The organism is Agrobacterium sp. ICMP 6402 (assembly GCF_009498615.1).
In the GTDB taxonomy this organism is placed as follows: domain Bacteria; phylum Pseudomonadota; class Alphaproteobacteria; order Rhizobiales; family Rhizobiaceae; genus Agrobacterium; species Agrobacterium burrii.
In genome coordinates this window covers 373265-389459 of record NZ_QSNV01000004.1, presented here as the reverse complement: position 1 = coordinate 389459, position 16195 = coordinate 373265, and the positions used below count along the sequence as shown (strand labels likewise).

The following is a 16195-nucleotide window of genomic DNA, read 5'->3' as shown; positions in this document are numbered from 1 at the left end:
GCAGGTTCAAATCCTGCCCCCGCAACCAAATCTTCCAAGTCCTATGAAAGAAACCCCTTCGTGGGGCTTTTTGCGTTTGCGCGCGCATTGTGACTCAACCCCGTAGAGGCACGGTGAGCATAATGTCCAATTCCCAATCGTGTTTCTGCGGGAATTCCAGCTTTCGACATTGCGATGAAGCTGGATTTGGCCATGATGCGCAAACCGCTCAGTTCAGAAGAAGGCCGCCGTGACCGCCGACCCTTTGCAGATACTCAAGACCATTTATGGCTATGATACATTCCGTGGACGGCAGGGCGAGATCATCCAGCATGTCATGGCGGGAAACAATGCTTTTGTCCTCATGCCGACGGGCGGCGGGAAGTCGCTTTGTTATCAGATTCCAGCGCTTGCCCGTGCGGGAATGGGACTGATCGTATCGCCGCTCATAGCGCTGATGGTCGATCAGGTGGCTGCCCTGCGTCAGGCCGGTGTGCGGGCCGAGGCGCTCAATTCCGATCTCTCTCCGGAACAGCGCCGCGCCCTCTGGCAGGATATGCGGGCCGGCAATGTCGATATTCTCTATGCTGCGCCGGAGACCCTTCTCAAGCCGGATGTTCTAGACGCGCTTCAATCCATTGACCTGTCGCTGATTGCGGTCGACGAGGCACATTGCCTGTCGCAATGGGGGCACGATTTCCGTCCGCCTTACCGCCAGCTCGACACACTGATCGAGCGTTTCCCCGATACACCGCGCATGGCGCTGACGGCGACTGCGGACGAGCCTACCCGTGCCGAGATAATCGGCCATCTGGGCATTGATGAAAAAGATGCTTTCATCGCCGGGTTCGACCGTCCCAACATCCGCTACGCGATCATGGAAAAGGACAATCCGCGCTCCCAGCTCAAACGTTTTCTCAACGGCCGGGAAAATGAAAGCGGCATCGTTTATTGCCTGTCGAAACGCAAGGTGGATGAAACGGCTGCGTGGCTGCGGGAAGAGGGGCGGGATGCGCTGCCCTATCATGCCGGCATGGATAAGGCTGCGCGCGAGAACAACCAGACCCGCTTCCAGCACGGTGAGGCAGTCATCATTGTCGCGACCGTCGCTTTCGGCATGGGCATCGACAAGCCGGATGTGCGTTTCGTGGTCCATATCGATCTGCCCGGCAGCATCGAGGCCTATTATCAGGAGACCGGCCGTGCCGGTCGTGATGGCCTGCCGTCCGACGTACTTATGCTCTACGGCTATGAAGACATCGCCCTGCGCAACCGCTTCATTGAAGAATCGGATGCCGCGGACCAACGCAAATATATGGAGCGCCAGAAGCTTGATTCACTGCTCGGCCTTGCGGAAACAGCCGGTTGCCGTCGGCAGGTGCTGCTCTCCTATTTCGGTGACCGGTGCGAGCCCTGTGGTAATTGTGATACCTGTGCGGAGCCGCCTGATCTGTTTGACGGCGCGATAGCCGCGCAAAAGCTGCTCTCCTGCATTTACCGCACCGGGGAACGTTTCGGTCAAGCCTATGTTATCCGCGTCTTGCTGGGAGTTGAGGATGAGCGGATCTCGCGTTTCGGGCATGATCAGATCACTACCTACGGGATCGGCAAAGAGCATGATAATCGCACCTGGCGCGCCATCTTGCGGCAGCTGGTTGCGCTGCGTCTGATCGAGGTGGATCTGTCCGGGCATGGCGGATTGTCGATTTCCGAAGAGGGAAGGCGGTTCCTGCGCGAAAAGCAGTCTCTGATGTTGAGAATTCCATCCGCGCCGCGTTCGGCCCGGCAGCAGACGCCGCGCAAGGCCGCTTCCACAGCTTTGCCGGAGGCCGATCGTGGTCTCTTTGAGGCACTGCGTGCAAAGCGCATGGAAATTGCCCGCGCGCAGAACGTTCCGCCCTATGTGATTTTCCACGACAAGACCCTCATTGAACTGGCTGCTGCAAAACCGGCCTCGGCGAGGGAGATGGCACAGATCCCCGGCGTCGGGGACACCAAGCTGGAGCGCTACGGCCCCGCCTTTCTGGAGGCGATCATGCAGCACGCCGCTGGCGAGTGACTGACAGATAAATTCCGCGAAGAGTTACTTCAGGATAGTAAGGTGAAGCGTAAAAGCTCAGCCTGTCGTGTCCTTGAACAGAACGTTCTGATCGATGAGATAGCGGGAAAACAGGGGCAGACTTGCCCCGCCAATCGCCCGGGCCTGGCTGCCGACCGCGCCCTCGATGATCTCCGGCAGCGTGACGCCCTGAAGATCGTGGTGTTTGAGGGCAAGCCGGGTGGCGACGACGATCCTCGTTCTGACCCATTCGGGAAAACCGCCATCGATGATGACGCTTGAAAAATCGATGATGGAGGCGGCGGCGATGACGGCCTGCGCCAAGGCGGCGGCCGTCTTGTTGATCCAGCTTTCCAGCGGTTCGCCGAAATCGATCCATTCGTCGGGTGAGAACCACAGGGGACGTGGATCTATACCTTTTTCGCGGAGCATATTTTCCAGAACGAAGATCGATGCGATTTTCAGAAGCTGAACCGTATTGCCATCCTGCCCCTGTACCGGCAGGGGGCCGATAGCACCGGCAGTACCCGTTTTTCCGGAAAACAGCGCTGAATTCAAAACGACGCCGCCGCCGATGAAGGAGCCGATAAAGATATAGAGAAAATCGGCGTAGTTCTGGCCGGCGCCAAAAACCAGTTCTGCACCGCAGGCACTGGTCGCATCATTCTGCAAAAAGACCGGGTAGCTGACGCTTTCGGCAATTTTGGAGCGGATATCAACATCCCGCCACCGTTCCATTTCGGCCTGCGGGGCGCCCACTTCCTGGGCCCAGTTCCACAACTCGAATGGGGCGGCAATGCCAACTCCGGTGATTTTTTGCCGTTCCTCGGGGGACAATTTCGATTCAATCTCGGTTATGCCGTCGATCACGAACGGCAATATCCATTCCGGCATGGGGTAGGGGTAAGTCTTGCGAAGCTTCAGTCTTATCCGGCCGACAAAATCCATCAGCACAAGATCGACACTACGCCGGCCGATTTTCACGCCGAAAGAGAAGACGGCGTCGGGATTGAGGCGCATCGGCGTCGATGGTTGCCCGACTTTTCCGCGCAACCTTTCACCACGAATGAGAAGTCCGTCTTTTTCCAGCGAACGCATGATGACCGAGACTGTCTGCGCCGACAGGCCGCAAAGTCTGGATATTTCGGCTTTCGACAATCCGCCATGGCGGCGAACGAGCGACAGTACCAGCCGCTCATTATAAGCGCGGACCCCGATCTGGTTGGCGCCGCCGCTCATATCCATAATGGTGGACGGCGCAGGCGGCGCCGTCTCGACAGACTGTCTCATAATGTCATCCTCCCGCCCGCTATATCCCTCACGACCGATACTTGCAGGCTTTATGGCAATCTTGCTATCGCAACGTAAACAGCGGTGGCGATATTCCTCCCTGCCACATATTAGAATGCCATATGGAATTAATAATTCAATCGGATTTATTTATTGACAGACGTTTCCTTTGGTGGTTCCATCTGGCCAACGATCATTTGTTCTCGGAGGAGACTAGATCGTCGGGTAACCGTCACGGTGCTCAAATATCCATTGGGAGGATCTCATGAAGACTACTGTTTCCGCTCTTCTGGGCGCGCTTGCGCTTGGCGTTTCTTTCGCTTCCGTCGCATCCGCGGCAGACACATCGGTTTGCCTCATTACCAAAACCGACACCAATCCCTTCTTCGTCAAGATGAAGGAAGGCGCGACCGCCAAAGCGAAAGAACTTGGCGTGACGCTGAAATCCTATGCCGGCAAGATCGACGGTGATTCCGAAAGCCAGGTTGCCGCGATCGAGACCTGCATCGCCGATGGCGCCAAGGGTATCCTGATTACCGCATCGGACACCAAGGGCATTGTTCCGGCCGTGCAGAAGGCACGTGATGCTGGCCTTCTGGTGATCGCTCTCGATACTCCTCTGGAGCCCGTCGATGCCGCCGATTCCACCTTCGCCACCGACAATCTTCTGGCTGGTGAGCTGATCGGCAAATGGGCCGCGGGCACCCTCGGCGACAAGGCCAAGGACGCGAAAATCGCCTTCCTCAACCTCACCCCCTCCCAGCCGACGGTGGATGTGCTGCGCAACCAGGGCTTCATGAAGGGCTTTGGCATCGACGTGAAGGACATCAACAAGATCGGTGATGAAACCGATCCGCGCATCGTTGGCCATGATGTCACCAATGGCAACGAAGAAGGTGGCCGCTCGGCCATGGAAAACCTGCTGCAGAAGGATCCGACCATCAACGTCGTTCACACCATCAATGAGCCTGCGGCTGCCGGCGCTTACGAGGCGCTGAAAGCGGTTGGCCGTGAGAAGGACGTTCTGATCGTTTCCGTCGATGGCGGTTGCCCGGGTGTCAAGAACGTCGCGGAAGGTGTGATCGGTGCAACCTCGCAGCAATATCCGCTGCTGATGGCGGCTCTCGGCGTCGAAGCCGTCAAGAAGTTTGCCGACACCGGCGAAAAGCCGAAGCCGACCGAAGGCAAGAACTTCGTCGACACCGGCGTGACGCTGGTAACCGACAAGCCGGTCAAGGGTCTCGACTCGATCGACACGAAGGAAGGTCTCAACAAGTGCTGGGGCTAAGGCTTTAGCGTTGAAACTCGCGGGGGCATTTTTGCCCCCGCCATTGGACCGAAATAATTTCAGGGACGATCCGGGGGATCGGACAAAGGAACAAACGAGCGCGCCGCGCGTCCCGCAGACACGAGATTGGCCCGCTTCACAACACTTTGAATCTGCGCATCATTCTCTTTGGAGATAGACCCGGTTTCAGGGCGGATGCGATAGAGCGATCGGGAGGAAAATCCATGAGCGATCAGCCGGTGCGGGCTCAGCCGCATAATGAATTCGAAAAAGTGCTGTCGGATAGTTCGACACAGGTCGCTGCTTTCGATACGCACGACAAAAGTATTCTGGAAAAATTCCAGTACTTTCTGCATTCCAGCCCGGCGGCCGTGCCGCTGATCGTGTTGGTTCTGTCATTGACTGTCTTCGGCATTACCCTTGGCGGCAAGTTTTTCTCGGCCTTCACGCTGACCCTTATCCTGCAGCAGGTCGCGATCGTCGGTATCGTCGGTGCAGCGCAGTCACTGGTCATTCTGACGGCAGGTATCGATCTTTCGGTCGGCGCGATCATGGTTCTGTCCTCAGTGATCATGGGACAATTTACTTTCCGCTATGGTCTGCCGGCGGAACTTTCCATTCTCTGTGGTCTCGCCGTCGGCGCATTTTGTGGCTTTATCAACGGCATACTTGTGTCGCGCATGCGTTTGCCGCCCTTCATCGTCACGCTCGGTATGTGGCAGATCGTGCTGGCGACGAATTTCCTCTATTCCGCAAACGAAACGATCCGCGCGCAGGATATCGCCCAGCAGGCACCCATCCTGCAATTCTTCGGCTATAATCTCCGTATCGGTAGCGCCGTTTTCACCTATGGTGTCATCGCCATGGTTCTGCTTGTTGCTCTGCTCTGGTATGTGCTCAACCGCACCGCCTGGGGCCGCCATCTTTATGCGGTGGGCGATGACCCGGATGCCGCCGAACTGGCCGGCGTTAACGTCAAGCGCATGCTGACGACCGTCTACACGCTGTCCGGCCTCATCTGTGCCTTCGCGGGCTGGGCGCTGATCGGCCGCATCGGTTCGGTTTCGCCGACCGCCGGTCAATTTGCCAATATCGAATCCATCACGGCTGTGGTCATTGGCGGCCTGTCGCTATTCGGCGGACGCGGCTCCATCATGGGCATGATCTTTGGCGCCTTGATCGTCGGTGTCTTTTCGCTCGGCCTCAGGCTCATCGGAACCGACCCACAATGGACCTATCTGTTGATCGGCGTCCTCATCATCATGGCTGTCGCAATCGACCAGTGGATCAGAAAGGTAGCAGGCTGATGACAAAAGAACCCATTCTCACAGCACGCAATCTCGTCAAACGCTATGGTCGTGTGACCGCGCTCGACCGTGCCGATTTCGACCTCTATCCGGGTGAAATTCTGGCCGTGATCGGTGACAATGGCGCCGGCAAATCCTCTCTCATCAAGGCTATCTCCGGTGCGGTAACGCCCGATGAGGGAGAGATAAAGCTTGAAGGCCAGACCGTGCAGTTCCGCTCACCGATCGAGGCGCGCAAGGCAGGTATCGAAACCGTCTATCAGAACCTTGCGCTGTCGCCGGCGCTTTCCATAGCCGACAATATGTTTCTCGGCCGGGAACTTCGCAAACCCGGCATTCAGGGCAGCCTGTTCCGGGCGCTGGACCGTCCGGCCATGGAGAAGTTCGCCCGCGATAAACTGTCGGAACTCGGCCTGATGACCATCCAGAACATCAATCAGGCCGTGGAAACCCTCTCCGGTGGCCAGCGCCAGGGTGTGGCGGTGGCACGTGCTGCGGCCTTCGGCTCCAAGGTCGTCATCCTCGACGAACCAACGGCCGCACTTGGTGTCAAGGAGAGCCGCCGCGTTCTTGAACTCATTCTCGATGTGCGCTCGCGAGGGATGCCGATCGTGCTTATCTCACACAACATGCCGCATGTGTTCGAGGTTGCGGACCGCATCCACATTCACCGGCTGGGCAAGCGCCTGTGCGTCATCAATCCGAAGGACTATTCCATGTCCGACGCCGTCGCTTTCATGACCGGTGCAAAGGAAGCGCCGAAGGAAACGCTTGCCGCATGACGCTGAAGCTTGAGACGATCGCCGAAGACGTTCTTCGGCGGGCAGACGGTAAATTCCGTTTTATCATTGCCATTGCCGGTCCCCCTGGGGCCGGCAAATCCACGCTGGCGGATGCGCTTTGTGATGCTTTGCTGGCGCGGGGCGAAACGGCCGCCGTGCTGCCCATGGATGGCTTCCATATGGACAACGGCATCCTTGAAGAGCGAGGGCTGCTGTCGCGCAAGGGCGCGCCCGAAACCTTCGATGTGCGTGGCTTCCTCGATATCGTCTCCGCCGTCCGCAAGGGCGGGCAGGAGGTGCTTGTTCCGGTTTTTGACCGCTCCCGGGAAATCGCCATTGCGTCCGCCCGCGCTATCGTACCTGAGACACGCTTCATCCTGGCTGAAGGCAATTATCTGCTACTGAACGAGGCGCCGTGGACGAGGCTTTCCGAGAGCTTCGACCTCACCATTTTCGTCGGGCCGTCTGTCGCAGTCCTTGAAGAGAGGCTGCGGAAGAGATGGCAGGGTTACGGTCTCGATGCGGCTGCGATCCACGCCAAACTGTTTGAAAACGATCTTCCGAACGGCAAAAGGGTGATCGAGAACACCCGCCCCGCTGATATTCACATCGATATCTGGGAATAGATTAACGCTTTTCCGTCCTTCAGCGGCAAGGCGCATTTGCCGTTAAGCCTTTGTTGACCATGTGTTGAATCTTTTTGATCCACAGGGTGGGGCTTTTGTGTGTCTATTCATTGACGCAAAAATTTCCTCATATACTATATGTGGTGTTCAAGGTTCTTCCGATTCGCAAGGATTGGGAGCTAAGACGGGAATTCGGTGCGCAACGCCATCATGGTGGAGCAATGCCGAAACTGCCCCCGCAACTGTAAGCGGTGAGCATCGTTCCGATTTGAGCCACTGGAGTCAAAAACTCCGGGAAGGCCGGGATAGATGTTGTGACCCGCAAGTCAGGAGACCTGCCTTGAGCGCAAACGTCCACGGGCGGGGTGTCCGGAAGGAAGGTATGGCGCAAATGAATTGCGTTCGCCCTTTTCTGCCCCCTCCAGAACAAGCTTCGGGGTGAAGTCATGCCAGTGCATTTTTTTGAATTCCTGCGCTCGTCGGCGTAGAGAGTGATTTTTTGCGGCTGAGTTACAGGCCGTTCGCCTCACCTGAATGACAGACCCGTCGCCAGCCGATTGCGACTGCAATCGGCAATGTTGAGCCGTGCGTGAAAGCGGCTTCGAAAGAGGAAATTATGACCGTCACCGTTTACAGCAAGCCCGCCTGCGTCCAATGCACCGCCACCTATCGTGCGCTGGACCGCATCGGCGTCCCCTATGAAATCGTCGATATTTCCGAAGATGCGGATGCGCTCGATCATGTCCGGGGTCTCGGTTACATGCAGGTTCCCGTGGTCGTCGCCGGCGAACGCCATTGGGCGGGTTTCCGGCCGGATATGATCGGCGCGATCAGCTAAGGCGGCAGCGTGATGGGGCTGATCGTTTATTATTCCAGCCGCTCTGAAAACACGCATCGTTTCCTTCTGAAACTGGGGCGGCGATTGTTTCGCCTGCCGCTCGGCGCCGAGGAGGACGTGCCTCATGTGTCTGAGCCATATGTGCTGGTCACCCCCACCTATGGGGGCGGCGGCACCAAAGGGGCCGTGCCGAAGCCGGTCATCCGGTTTTTGAACGAGCCCTCCAACCGAAATCTCATTCGCGGCGTCATCGCGGCGGGAAATACGAATTTTGGCGCAGCCTTCGCATCCGCCGGAGATATCGTCGCGCGCAAATGCGCCGTGCCGTTTCTCTACCGTTTCGAGCTTCTCGGCACGGAGGAAGATGTCGCCAACGTCAAACATGGATTGGAACGATTTTGGACACGCTGACCTCGAGCGCCGCGCTCAACAAGGACGCCAAACAGCCGGCAGCCATAACCCAGAAACCGCTGGATGCGGGCCTGGACTACCACGCGCTGAACGCGATGCTGAACCTCTATGACGAGAACGGAAAGATCCAGCTCGACAAGGATCGCCTTGCGGCCAAACAATACTTCCTCCAGCACGTCAACCAGAATACCGTCTTCTTTCATAACCTACGGGAAAAGATCGATTATCTGGTGACGGAGGGATATTACGAACAGGAGGTGCTGGATCAGTATTCCTTCAATTTCGTCCGCGATCTATACGACGAGGCCTATACCCGGAAATTCCGCTTTCCGACTTTTCTCGGGGCGTTCAAATATTACACCTCCTATACGCTCAAGACCTTCGACGGAAAGCGTTATCTAGAGCGCTACGAGGACCGCGTCTGCATGGTGGCGCTGGCTCTGGCGCGCGGCGACGAACAGCTTGCCCGCGATCTGATGGACGAGATCATTTCCGGCCGCTTCCAGCCGGCGACCCCCACTTTCCTGAACGCCGGCAAAAAAAGCCGTGGCGAACTGGTTTCGTGTTTTCTGCTGCGCGTGGAAGACAATATGGAAAGCATCGGCCGCTCCATCAATTCGGCCCTGCAGCTTTCCAAGCGCGGTGGCGGCGTGGCGCTGTCCCTGACCAATATTCGCGAGTTCGGAGCGCCGATCAAGCAGATCGAAAACCAGTCTTCCGGCGTCATTCCCGTCATGAAGCTATTGGAAGACAGCTTTTCCTATGCCAACCAGCTTGGTGCGCGTCAGGGTGCGGGCGCGGTCTATCTGCATGCCCACCACCCGGATATCATGCGTTTCCTCGATACCAAGCGCGAAAACGCCGACGAAAAAATCCGTATCAAGACCCTGTCGCTCGGCGTGGTAATCCCTGACATCACCTTCGAACTCGCCCGCAACAACGAGGATATGTACCTGTTCTCGCCCTATGATGTGGAGCGGGTTTACGGCGTGCCGTTGACCGAGATTTCGGTCAGCGAAAAATATCATGAGATGGTCGCGGATAGTCGCATCCGCAAGAAGAAGATCAAGGCGCGCGAATTCTTCCAGGTGATCGCCGAAATCCAGTTCGAGAGCGGTTATCCCTACATCATGTTCGAAGATACGGTGAACCGCGCCAATCCGATCGCCGGCCGCATCAGCATGAGCAATCTCTGCTCGGAAATCCTGCAGGTCAGCGAGGCGAGCGAGTTCAATGCCGATCTTTCCTACAGCCATATGGGCAAGGATATTTCCTGCAATCTTGGCTCGCTCAACATAGCCTCGGCGATGGATTCGGCCGATTTCGGCAAGACGATCGAGACCTCCATCCGGGCGCTGACGGCAGTATCGGACATGAGCCACATTTCCTCCGTCCCCTCGGTGGAAAAGGGCAATGACGCCAGCCACGCCATCGGGCTGGGCCAGATGAACCTGCACGGTTATCTGGCACGCGAACGCATCTTTTATGGTTCCGAAGAGGGCGTCGATTTCACCAATATCTATTTCTACACCGTGACCTATCACGCCATCCGCGCCAGCAATCGTATTGCTGCGGAAAGGGGCGAAAGCTTCAAGGGCTTTGAAAATTCAAAATATGCCTCCGGCGACTATTTCGACAAATATACCGACCGGGAATGGCTGCCTGCGACGGAAAAGGTCCGAGAGCTGTTCGAAAAAGCCGGCATTGCCATTCCGACGCAGGAGGACTGGACGGCGTTGAAGCAGGATGTGATGGCATCCGGTCTTTATAACCAAAACCTTCAGGCCGTACCGCCTACTGGCTCGATCTCCTATATCAACCACTCCACCTCTTCCATTCATCCGATCGTCTCGAAGATTGAAATCCGTAAAGAGGGCAAGATTGGCCGCGTTTATTACCCGGCTTCCTACCTCTCGAACGACAATCTCGAATATTATCAGGACGCCTACGAGATCGGTCCTGACAAGATCATCGATACCTATGCGGCAGCCACCCAGCATGTCGATCAGGGCCTGTCGCTGACGCTGTTCTTCCGCGATACGGCGACGACACGCGATATCAACCGGGCGCAGATCTACGCCTGGAAGAAGGGCATCAAGACCATCTATTACATCCGTTTGCGCCAGATGGCGCTGGAAGGCACGCAGGTTCAGGGCTGCGTCTCCTGCACGCTCTGAATTGAGGGACTAAACAATGAACATTGCCGTAAAACCCGCGTCCCGCATTCGCGCGGTCAACTGGAACCGCATTGAGGATGACAAGGATCTTGAAGTCTGGAACCGCCTGACCTCGAATTTCTGGCTTCCGGAAAAAGTGCCGCTTTCCAACGACATTCCCTCATGGGGAACGTTGAAACCGGAAGAGCAGAAGCTGACGATCCGTGTCTTCACCGGGCTGACCTTGCTCGACACCATCCAGAACGGTGTCGGCGCCGTGCGGCTGATGGCGGATTCGGCAACACCGCATGAGGAGGCGGTGCTTTCCAACATCTCCTTCATGGAGGCCGTGCACGCTCGCTCTTACTCTTCGATTTTCTCGACGCTTTGCTCCACGCCTGACGTCGATGATGCCTATCGTTGGTCGGAGGAAAACGAGTTCCTGCAACGCAAATCCGCGCTCATCATGCGGGAATATGACAGCGGTGATCCGCTGAAAAAGAAGATCGCCAGCGTGTTTCTGGAAAGCTTCCTGTTCTATTCCGGCTTCTACCTGCCGATGTTCTGGTCAAGCCGCGCCAAGCTCACCAACACGGCGGATCTGATCCGTCTGATCATCCGCGACGAGGCCGTGCACGGCTATTATATCGGCTACAAGTTCCAGCGGGCGCTGGATCGTCTGGGCGAGGCACAAAGACAGGAGATCAAGGACTTCGCCTTCGATTTCTTGCTCGAGCTTTACGACAACGAAGCGAAATATACCGAAGACCTCTATGACGGCGTCGGTCTGACCGAGGACGTCAAGCAGTTCCTGCATTACAATGCCAACAAGGCCTTGATGAATCTGGGTTACGAAGCGCTGTTTCCGGCCGAGGCCTGCCGGGTCAACCCGGCGATCCTCTCGGCACTCTCACCCAATGCCGATGAAAACCACGACTTCTTCTCCGGTTCCGGCTCGTCCTATGTCATCGGCAAGGCTGTTGCCACCGAAGACGAAGACTGGGATTTCTGAAACCAGAGGCCGGGAAGAACCCGCAGAAGCTACTGCGGGTTCACCACCTGGCTTGCAAGGCGGAAGGGGCTGGACACGGTTGCGCCGATCGCATCGAAAACGAAGGCACCCGCACTGTTGATATCGCCCCCGCGCCTGCTGGATTCCAGCTGCGGCACCATTGACGCCAGCGCGGCATAGCGGTCGTGATTGAGCGGGTCCGACGCCTCCAGATTGGAAATGTCGATGAACTGTACGCCCTCCTTCAGGGCGGCTTCCTGTACCTGTGGGTCGGTCACATCCAGCGCGCCGATGCGGGTAACATCCGCGCCCAAAATGGAGGATGCCTTCAGGGCGCGGTCGTCCTTGGAGACGAGAACGGTGAGCGGCGGGTTGAGCCGGCCGACCACCTCGATCTGTTTGCGAAACACATCGGCGTCGATGTCAGGTGCTGCCAGCACCACCTGCAGCTTGGCGAGCACGTCGTTCCTGCCCTGCAAGCGCAACTGTCGCAGCGCCTCCATGACCAGCCAGCCACCCATGCTGTGGCCAAACACAACAACGCTTTTTCGCGGGGTCTGCCGGGTAAGGTCGATCAGCACACCCGCCAGCGCATCACGCGAGAAGGTCGCCGATTCCTTGTCGGCCACGTAACCGGTGACGTTGGCCTGCGATGGCCAGGAGAACACCAGCGGCACGCCATCCATCTTGGCATCGGCAGCCATTTGCGCGGCGCGGAACAGGGCTTCCTGATAGCTGTAATTATAACCATGCACAAAAAGCGCGATCTGCTTGCCGGACCGGGCGACGTCGCCAAGATCGGCATTGAAGCTCGGCTTCGTCAGCATATCGGCGCGGGTAACGACAAAATCCTTGTTCGGATCCGGCTTGCCGCTGGCCCACTCGATTTTTCCACTTTTATGAGTAGGAGGAATAGAAATGTCGAAGCTTGCATAATTCGGCTCCATTGCCCGCTCCGTGCCAAACCCCTTTTTCGCGTCGGTGTTTTTCTCCCGCGTGCTCACCACATAGGCCGTCACGATTTTCGTGCCGTGAGCCTTGGTGTTTACGGCCTGCAGCACGTCCGCCCCCGGCCTGCCCGCACAGGATGAAAGAAGACCGAGAGTGAGAAGCAGCGAAAAGATCAGGCGCATGAATGGGCTACCGATGATAAGGAACGGCTCATAAATAACCGGCCGTCCGAAAAGTTGCTACTGGAGAATGAATTGCCTTGCTGTGACGGTCTTCGACGCGGATGGACATTCCACTGCTTGCCATCCGGCCATGTTCGTTTTAGGCCGTACAGATGACGAACAAGGTGTCGCTTTTACGGCTGAAACTCACGGACTTCCGCAACTATACGGCGGCGTCGCTCACACTTGATGATCGCCATGTTGTGCTGACCGGCGATAATGGCTCAGGCAAGACCAATCTGCTGGAGGCCGTCTCGTTTCTTTCACCCGGCAGGGGCCTTCGCCGGGCCACCTTGTCCGATGTTACCCGCGTCGGCGCGGACGCCGGGTTCTCGATCTTCGCCGATGTCGAAGGCATGGATGGCGAAGTGGCCATCGGCACCGGGATTGAAGGTGATGGCGACGTGGTGTCGCGTCGCTTGCGGCTGAACGGCACATCGGTAAAATCCGTCGACGAACTGACCGATCATCTGCGCGTGCTGTGGCTGACGCCCGCCATGGACGGCCTCTTCACCGGCTCGTCATCGGACCGCCGGCGTTTTCTCGACCGGCTGGTGCTGTCGCTCGATCCCGCCCATGGCAGGCGGGCAAGCGATTTCGAAAAGGCCATGCGCGGCCGCAATCGCCTGCTGTCGGAAGGCCGTTTTGATCCGGTCTGGCTGGACGGCATCGAAAAACAGATGGCCGAACTCGGCATTTCCATGGCGGTTGCCCGTTATGAAATGCTTGGCCTGTTGAAGACCCTGATTGAGGGCCGGGCCGGCAACGCAGCTTTCCCCTCTGCGGCGCTTTCGCTCTCCGGCTTCATGGATGACGGGCTTCATCGGCCGGCCGTCGATCTGGAAGACGAATATGGTCTAATGCTGCGGGAGGGCCGGTATCGGGACGCGGCGGCAGGCCGCACGTTGGACGGCCCGCATCGCGTCGATCTCTTCGTGCGCCATGCGGAAAAGAATATGGAAGCCGAACGCTGTTCAACGGGGGAGCAGAAGGCGCTTCTTGTCGGGCTGGTGCTTGCCCATGCGCAGCTGACCGCGAATATGACCGGACATGCGCCCATTCTGCTCCTGGACGAAATCGCCGCCCATCTGGACGAGGGCAGGCGGGCCGCTTTGTTCGATCTCATCCACGCGCTCGGCGGCCAGAGTTTCATGACCGGAACGGATGCGGCCATGTTCTCCGCCCTTGGTGAGCGGGCGCAGTTCTTCAATGTTTCCCACGGGAGCGTCACAGTATGACGGCTAAGAGATGGAGGACGACATGGACCCGCTGAGCCCGGAAGAAATCGAACGCTACAAACGCCACATCCTGTTGCCCGAAATCGGCGGTGCCGGTCAGCAGCGGCTGAAGGCAGCGCGCGTGCTGGTCATTGGAGCAGGTGGGCTCGGAGCGCCCGTCCTTCATTATCTTGCCGCCGCGGGTGTCGGCACGCTCGGCATGATCGACGACGATGTGGTCTCCCTGTCCAACCTCCAGCGGCAGGTGATCCACGATACCGGCACGATCGGTGAGCTGAAAACGCAAAGCGCCCGCAAGGCCATTGCCCGGCTCAACCCGCAGGTCCGCACGCTGGCTTATGAGGAACGTTTTTCGCAGGTCTGGGCGCATGACCACCTGCCATCCTTCGATCTCCTGATCGACGGCTCGGACAATTTTGAAACGCGTTATGCCGCCGCCGATGCGGCGGAAGCTGCGAAAAGGCCGCTGGTGACGGGCGCGGTCGGTCGTTTCGATGGGTCGGTCACGGTGCTGAAGCCCTATGAGACCAACGCGGAAGGCACTCTGTTGCCGGGTTACCGCGATCTGTTTCCGGAACCGCCGCCGCAGGGCCTCATTCCCAATTGTGCGGAAACGGGCATCGTCGGCGCGCTGACCGGGGTTATCGGCACCATCATGGCCATGGAGGCGATCAAGGTGATCACTGGTGCTGGTGAGCCGCTGATTGGTCGCCTGCTGCTCTATGACGCGCTGTCGGCCCGTTTTGAAACCGTGCGTTACAAGCGCCGGCCGGCCGGAAAGAAACCATGATCGAGATCGCAAGGGTTGGGGAAGAATTCGATCGCTGGCGGGAATTGCTGGCGCTCATCATGGCGTCCTTTGCCTATATGGATGGCGTTATCGACCCGCCATCCTCGGCCGATCGTCTGACACTGGAGAATCTTGCCGAAAAAGCGAGGGCGGAGATTGCTTTCGTGGTGCTGGATGGTGATGAGCTGCTGGGCTGCCTGTTTTGCCGGCCGGAGCCGCCGGCCTGCCTTTATGTCGGCAAGCTTTGTGTTTCCCCGAAAGCGCAGGGAAAGGGCATTGGCAGGATGCTGCTTGGAAGAGCCGAAGCATTGGCCAGCGAATTGGCACTGCCGACGCTACGCTTGGAAACACGCATCGAACTTGGTGCCAATCATGCCAAATTCGCCGCCTGGGGTTTCGTCAGGACCGCTGAAAATGCCCATGCCGGTTATGATCGAATAACTTCGATTGAAATGACTAAATTTCTTGGCTGAGGCTGCCTAATTCTACCCTGCGCTAATCCGGTCCGGGACAGCCGAAAAAGCCCGTGGATAGAGGCATGACGCCCCTATCGTAAAAGGCCGGACTGAAGCATCTGCGAGAGAAAGACAGAAGAGACGCGGTCAGCGCCCGTCTGCGGTTGGACTTCGGCTGACCCCACCCGCCAGACGCCTTTATCCGGCCCACTGAAGAGCTGCATTTCCGTCGTGACCTTGTAGGTGAGTGGAGCCGCCTTCGTGGCCTCGACCATCTGCTTCATAAGTTTCGCGGAAGGCATGCGGGTTTTATCGCCAATATCGTCCGCATTTGCGTTGGCCTTCAGCCGCTGGAACGCAGGCCCGACATCCGGCAGGGAGCAGTTCATCTTTATCCGCGCCACAAAGAGGCCCGAGGGCGATTGGGAACCGATACGCGCAGGCTCGGCCTCACAGCGCACCCGCTCCGTGCTCGCCACCCAGAGCCGTGCAAACTGGTCGGACTGCTCGTTTGTGGTTCCCTTGGGAGCGTGCATGCCCTTGTATTTGCGCTGCCACGCGACCGGATTGGTAACCAGATCCATGTCGATGTAGCGCGGGCCATTGCCCGAAGCTTCCCATTCCTTGTTCAGGCGAACCATGCTGGCGCGATCAAAATTCAGCCAGGCGCGATAATAGAGTTCCGCGGTTTCTTCGGGTGAGGGCGAAGCCGCCTGGGCCGGGCCGCTGACCAGAACGAGCAGGACGGATATGAGCAGCAAAAACTTCGCCTGAATTCTCATGGAATTCTCC

At 57.9% G+C, this 16195-nt stretch carries 15 protein-coding genes and 1 riboswitch; of the genes, 12 read left to right on the top strand and 3 right to left on the bottom strand.

Features of this window, described 5'->3' with window-relative positions; translation table 11 throughout:
- Positions 1-229: 229 nt before the first annotated feature.
- Positions 230-2038 (top strand): DNA helicase RecQ, encoded by a 1809-nt coding sequence (gene recQ, locus DXT96_RS14980; RefSeq protein ID WP_371418870.1) that lies wholly within the window; start codon positions 230-232, stop codon positions 2036-2038.
- 57 nt (positions 2039-2095) lie between these two features.
- On the opposite strand, the gene DXT96_RS14975 is transcribed toward recQ, so the two are convergent.
- Positions 2096-3328: an ROK family transcriptional regulator gene (locus DXT96_RS14975; RefSeq protein WP_149898166.1), complete on the bottom strand. Its 1233-nt coding sequence runs from the start codon at positions 3326-3328 to the stop codon at positions 2096-2098.
- Positions 3329-3593: 265 nt separating this feature from the next.
- On the opposite strand from DXT96_RS14975, the gene DXT96_RS14970 reads away from it, so the two are divergent.
- The 8 genes from DXT96_RS14970 (at position 3594) to nrdF (ending at position 11748) form a co-directional block, all read left to right on the top strand.
- A complete protein-coding gene (locus DXT96_RS14970) occupies positions 3594-4616 on the top strand; it encodes a sugar ABC transporter substrate-binding protein (RefSeq protein WP_149898167.1) in 1023 nt (340 codons plus the stop codon).
- A gap of 224 nt (positions 4617-4840) precedes the next feature.
- Positions 4841-5923: an ABC transporter permease gene (locus tag DXT96_RS14965; RefSeq protein ID WP_153515352.1), complete on the top strand. Its 1083-nt coding sequence runs from the start codon at positions 4841-4843 to the stop codon at positions 5921-5923.
- Entirely contained in the window at positions 5923-6705 is a 783-nt protein-coding gene (locus tag DXT96_RS14960) for an ATP-binding cassette domain-containing protein (protein ID WP_149898169.1), read from the top strand. Before DXT96_RS14965 ends, DXT96_RS14960 begins: the two co-directional genes overlap by 1 nt.
- Positions 6702-7331: a nucleoside triphosphate hydrolase gene (locus tag DXT96_RS14955; protein ID WP_153515351.1), complete on the top strand. Its 630-nt coding sequence runs from the start codon at positions 6702-6704 to the stop codon at positions 7329-7331. The genes DXT96_RS14960 and DXT96_RS14955 overlap by 4 nt, the downstream gene beginning before the upstream one ends.
- A 133-nt stretch (positions 7332-7464) precedes the next feature.
- Positions 7465-7689, top strand: a riboswitch (cobalamin riboswitch).
- Between the two features lie 258 nt (positions 7690-7947).
- Positions 7948-8169 carry a glutaredoxin-like protein NrdH gene (gene nrdH, locus DXT96_RS14950; RefSeq protein ID WP_046799096.1) on the top strand — a complete coding sequence of 74 codons (222 nt, stop codon included), beginning with the start codon at positions 7948-7950 and terminating at the stop codon, positions 8167-8169.
- A 12-nt stretch (positions 8170-8181) separates the two neighbouring features.
- Positions 8182-8580 carry a class Ib ribonucleoside-diphosphate reductase assembly flavoprotein NrdI gene (gene nrdI / locus DXT96_RS14945; protein WP_153515350.1) on the top strand — a complete coding sequence of 133 codons (399 nt, stop codon included), beginning with the start codon at positions 8182-8184 and terminating at the stop codon, positions 8578-8580.
- Positions 8568-10757, top strand: coding sequence for a class 1b ribonucleoside-diphosphate reductase subunit alpha (nrdE, locus tag DXT96_RS14940; protein WP_153515349.1), 2190 nt, complete (start codon positions 8568-8570; stop codon positions 10755-10757). Before nrdI ends, nrdE begins: the two co-directional genes overlap by 13 nt.
- Before the next feature lie 16 nt (positions 10758-10773).
- A complete protein-coding gene (gene nrdF, locus DXT96_RS14935; RefSeq protein WP_153515348.1) occupies positions 10774-11748 on the top strand; it encodes a class 1b ribonucleoside-diphosphate reductase subunit beta in 975 nt (324 codons plus the stop codon).
- Positions 11749-11777: 29 nt separating this feature from the next.
- On the opposite strand, the gene DXT96_RS14930 is transcribed toward nrdF, so the two are convergent.
- Entirely contained in the window at positions 11778-12881 is a 1104-nt protein-coding gene (locus tag DXT96_RS14930; RefSeq protein WP_153515347.1) for an alpha/beta hydrolase, read from the bottom strand.
- Between the two features lie 152 nt (positions 12882-13033).
- Here DXT96_RS14930 and recF point away from each other — a divergent pair, with 152 nt between their 5' ends.
- Genes recF through DXT96_RS14915 form a run of 3 tightly spaced genes read left to right on the top strand, consistent with a single transcriptional unit; the run spans position 13034 to position 15421 of the window.
- Positions 13034-14158 carry a DNA replication/repair protein RecF gene (recF, locus tag DXT96_RS14925; RefSeq protein WP_153515346.1) on the top strand — a complete coding sequence of 375 codons (1125 nt, stop codon included), beginning with the start codon at positions 13034-13036 and terminating at the stop codon, positions 14156-14158.
- A gap of 22 nt (positions 14159-14180) precedes the next feature.
- Positions 14181-14948: a molybdopterin-synthase adenylyltransferase MoeB gene (locus DXT96_RS14920; protein ID WP_153515345.1), complete on the top strand. Its 768-nt coding sequence runs from the start codon at positions 14181-14183 to the stop codon at positions 14946-14948.
- A complete protein-coding gene (locus DXT96_RS14915; protein ID WP_153515344.1) occupies positions 14945-15421 on the top strand; it encodes a GNAT family N-acetyltransferase in 477 nt (158 codons plus the stop codon). Before DXT96_RS14920 ends, DXT96_RS14915 begins: the two co-directional genes overlap by 4 nt.
- Before the next feature lie 74 nt (positions 15422-15495).
- Here DXT96_RS14915 and DXT96_RS14910 read toward each other — a convergent pair whose 3' ends face one another.
- Positions 15496-16185 carry a hypothetical protein gene (locus DXT96_RS14910; RefSeq protein ID WP_153515343.1) on the bottom strand — a complete coding sequence of 230 codons (690 nt, stop codon included), beginning with the start codon at positions 16183-16185 and terminating at the stop codon, positions 15496-15498.
- Positions 16186-16195 lie beyond the last annotated feature (10 nt).

What these genes read in the sequence shown, in the direction of transcription:
- DXT96_RS14975 (WP_149898166.1), bottom strand. Translation starts at nt 3,328, where the DNA reads ATGAGACAGTCTGTCGAGACGGCGCCGCCTGCGCCGTCCACCATTATG.
- DXT96_RS14970 (WP_149898167.1), top strand. Translation starts at nt 3,594, where the DNA reads ATGAAGACTACTGTTTCCGCTCTTCTGGGCGCGCTTGCGCTTGGCGTT.
- DXT96_RS14965 (WP_153515352.1), top strand. Translation starts at nt 4,841, where the DNA reads ATGAGCGATCAGCCGGTGCGGGCTCAGCCGCATAATGAATTCGAAAAA.
- DXT96_RS14960 (WP_149898169.1), top strand. Translation starts at nt 5,923, where the DNA reads ATGACAAAAGAACCCATTCTCACAGCACGCAATCTCGTCAAACGCTAT.
- DXT96_RS14955 (WP_153515351.1), top strand. Translation starts at nt 6,702, where the DNA reads ATGACGCTGAAGCTTGAGACGATCGCCGAAGACGTTCTTCGGCGGGCA.
- nrdH (WP_046799096.1), top strand. Translation starts at nt 7,948, where the DNA reads ATGACCGTCACCGTTTACAGCAAGCCCGCCTGCGTCCAATGCACCGCC.
- nrdI (WP_153515350.1), top strand. Translation starts at nt 8,182, where the DNA reads ATGGGGCTGATCGTTTATTATTCCAGCCGCTCTGAAAACACGCATCGT.
- nrdF (WP_153515348.1), top strand. Translation starts at nt 10,774, where the DNA reads ATGAACATTGCCGTAAAACCCGCGTCCCGCATTCGCGCGGTCAACTGG.
- DXT96_RS14930 (WP_153515347.1), bottom strand. Translation starts at nt 12,881, where the DNA reads ATGCGCCTGATCTTTTCGCTGCTTCTCACTCTCGGTCTTCTTTCATCC.
- recF (WP_153515346.1), top strand. Translation starts at nt 13,034, where the DNA reads ATGACGAACAAGGTGTCGCTTTTACGGCTGAAACTCACGGACTTCCGC.
- DXT96_RS14920 (WP_153515345.1), top strand. Translation starts at nt 14,181, where the DNA reads ATGGACCCGCTGAGCCCGGAAGAAATCGAACGCTACAAACGCCACATC.
- DXT96_RS14915 (WP_153515344.1), top strand. Translation starts at nt 14,945, where the DNA reads ATGATCGAGATCGCAAGGGTTGGGGAAGAATTCGATCGCTGGCGGGAA.
- DXT96_RS14910 (WP_153515343.1), bottom strand. Translation starts at nt 16,185, where the DNA reads ATGAGAATTCAGGCGAAGTTTTTGCTGCTCATATCCGTCCTGCTCGTT.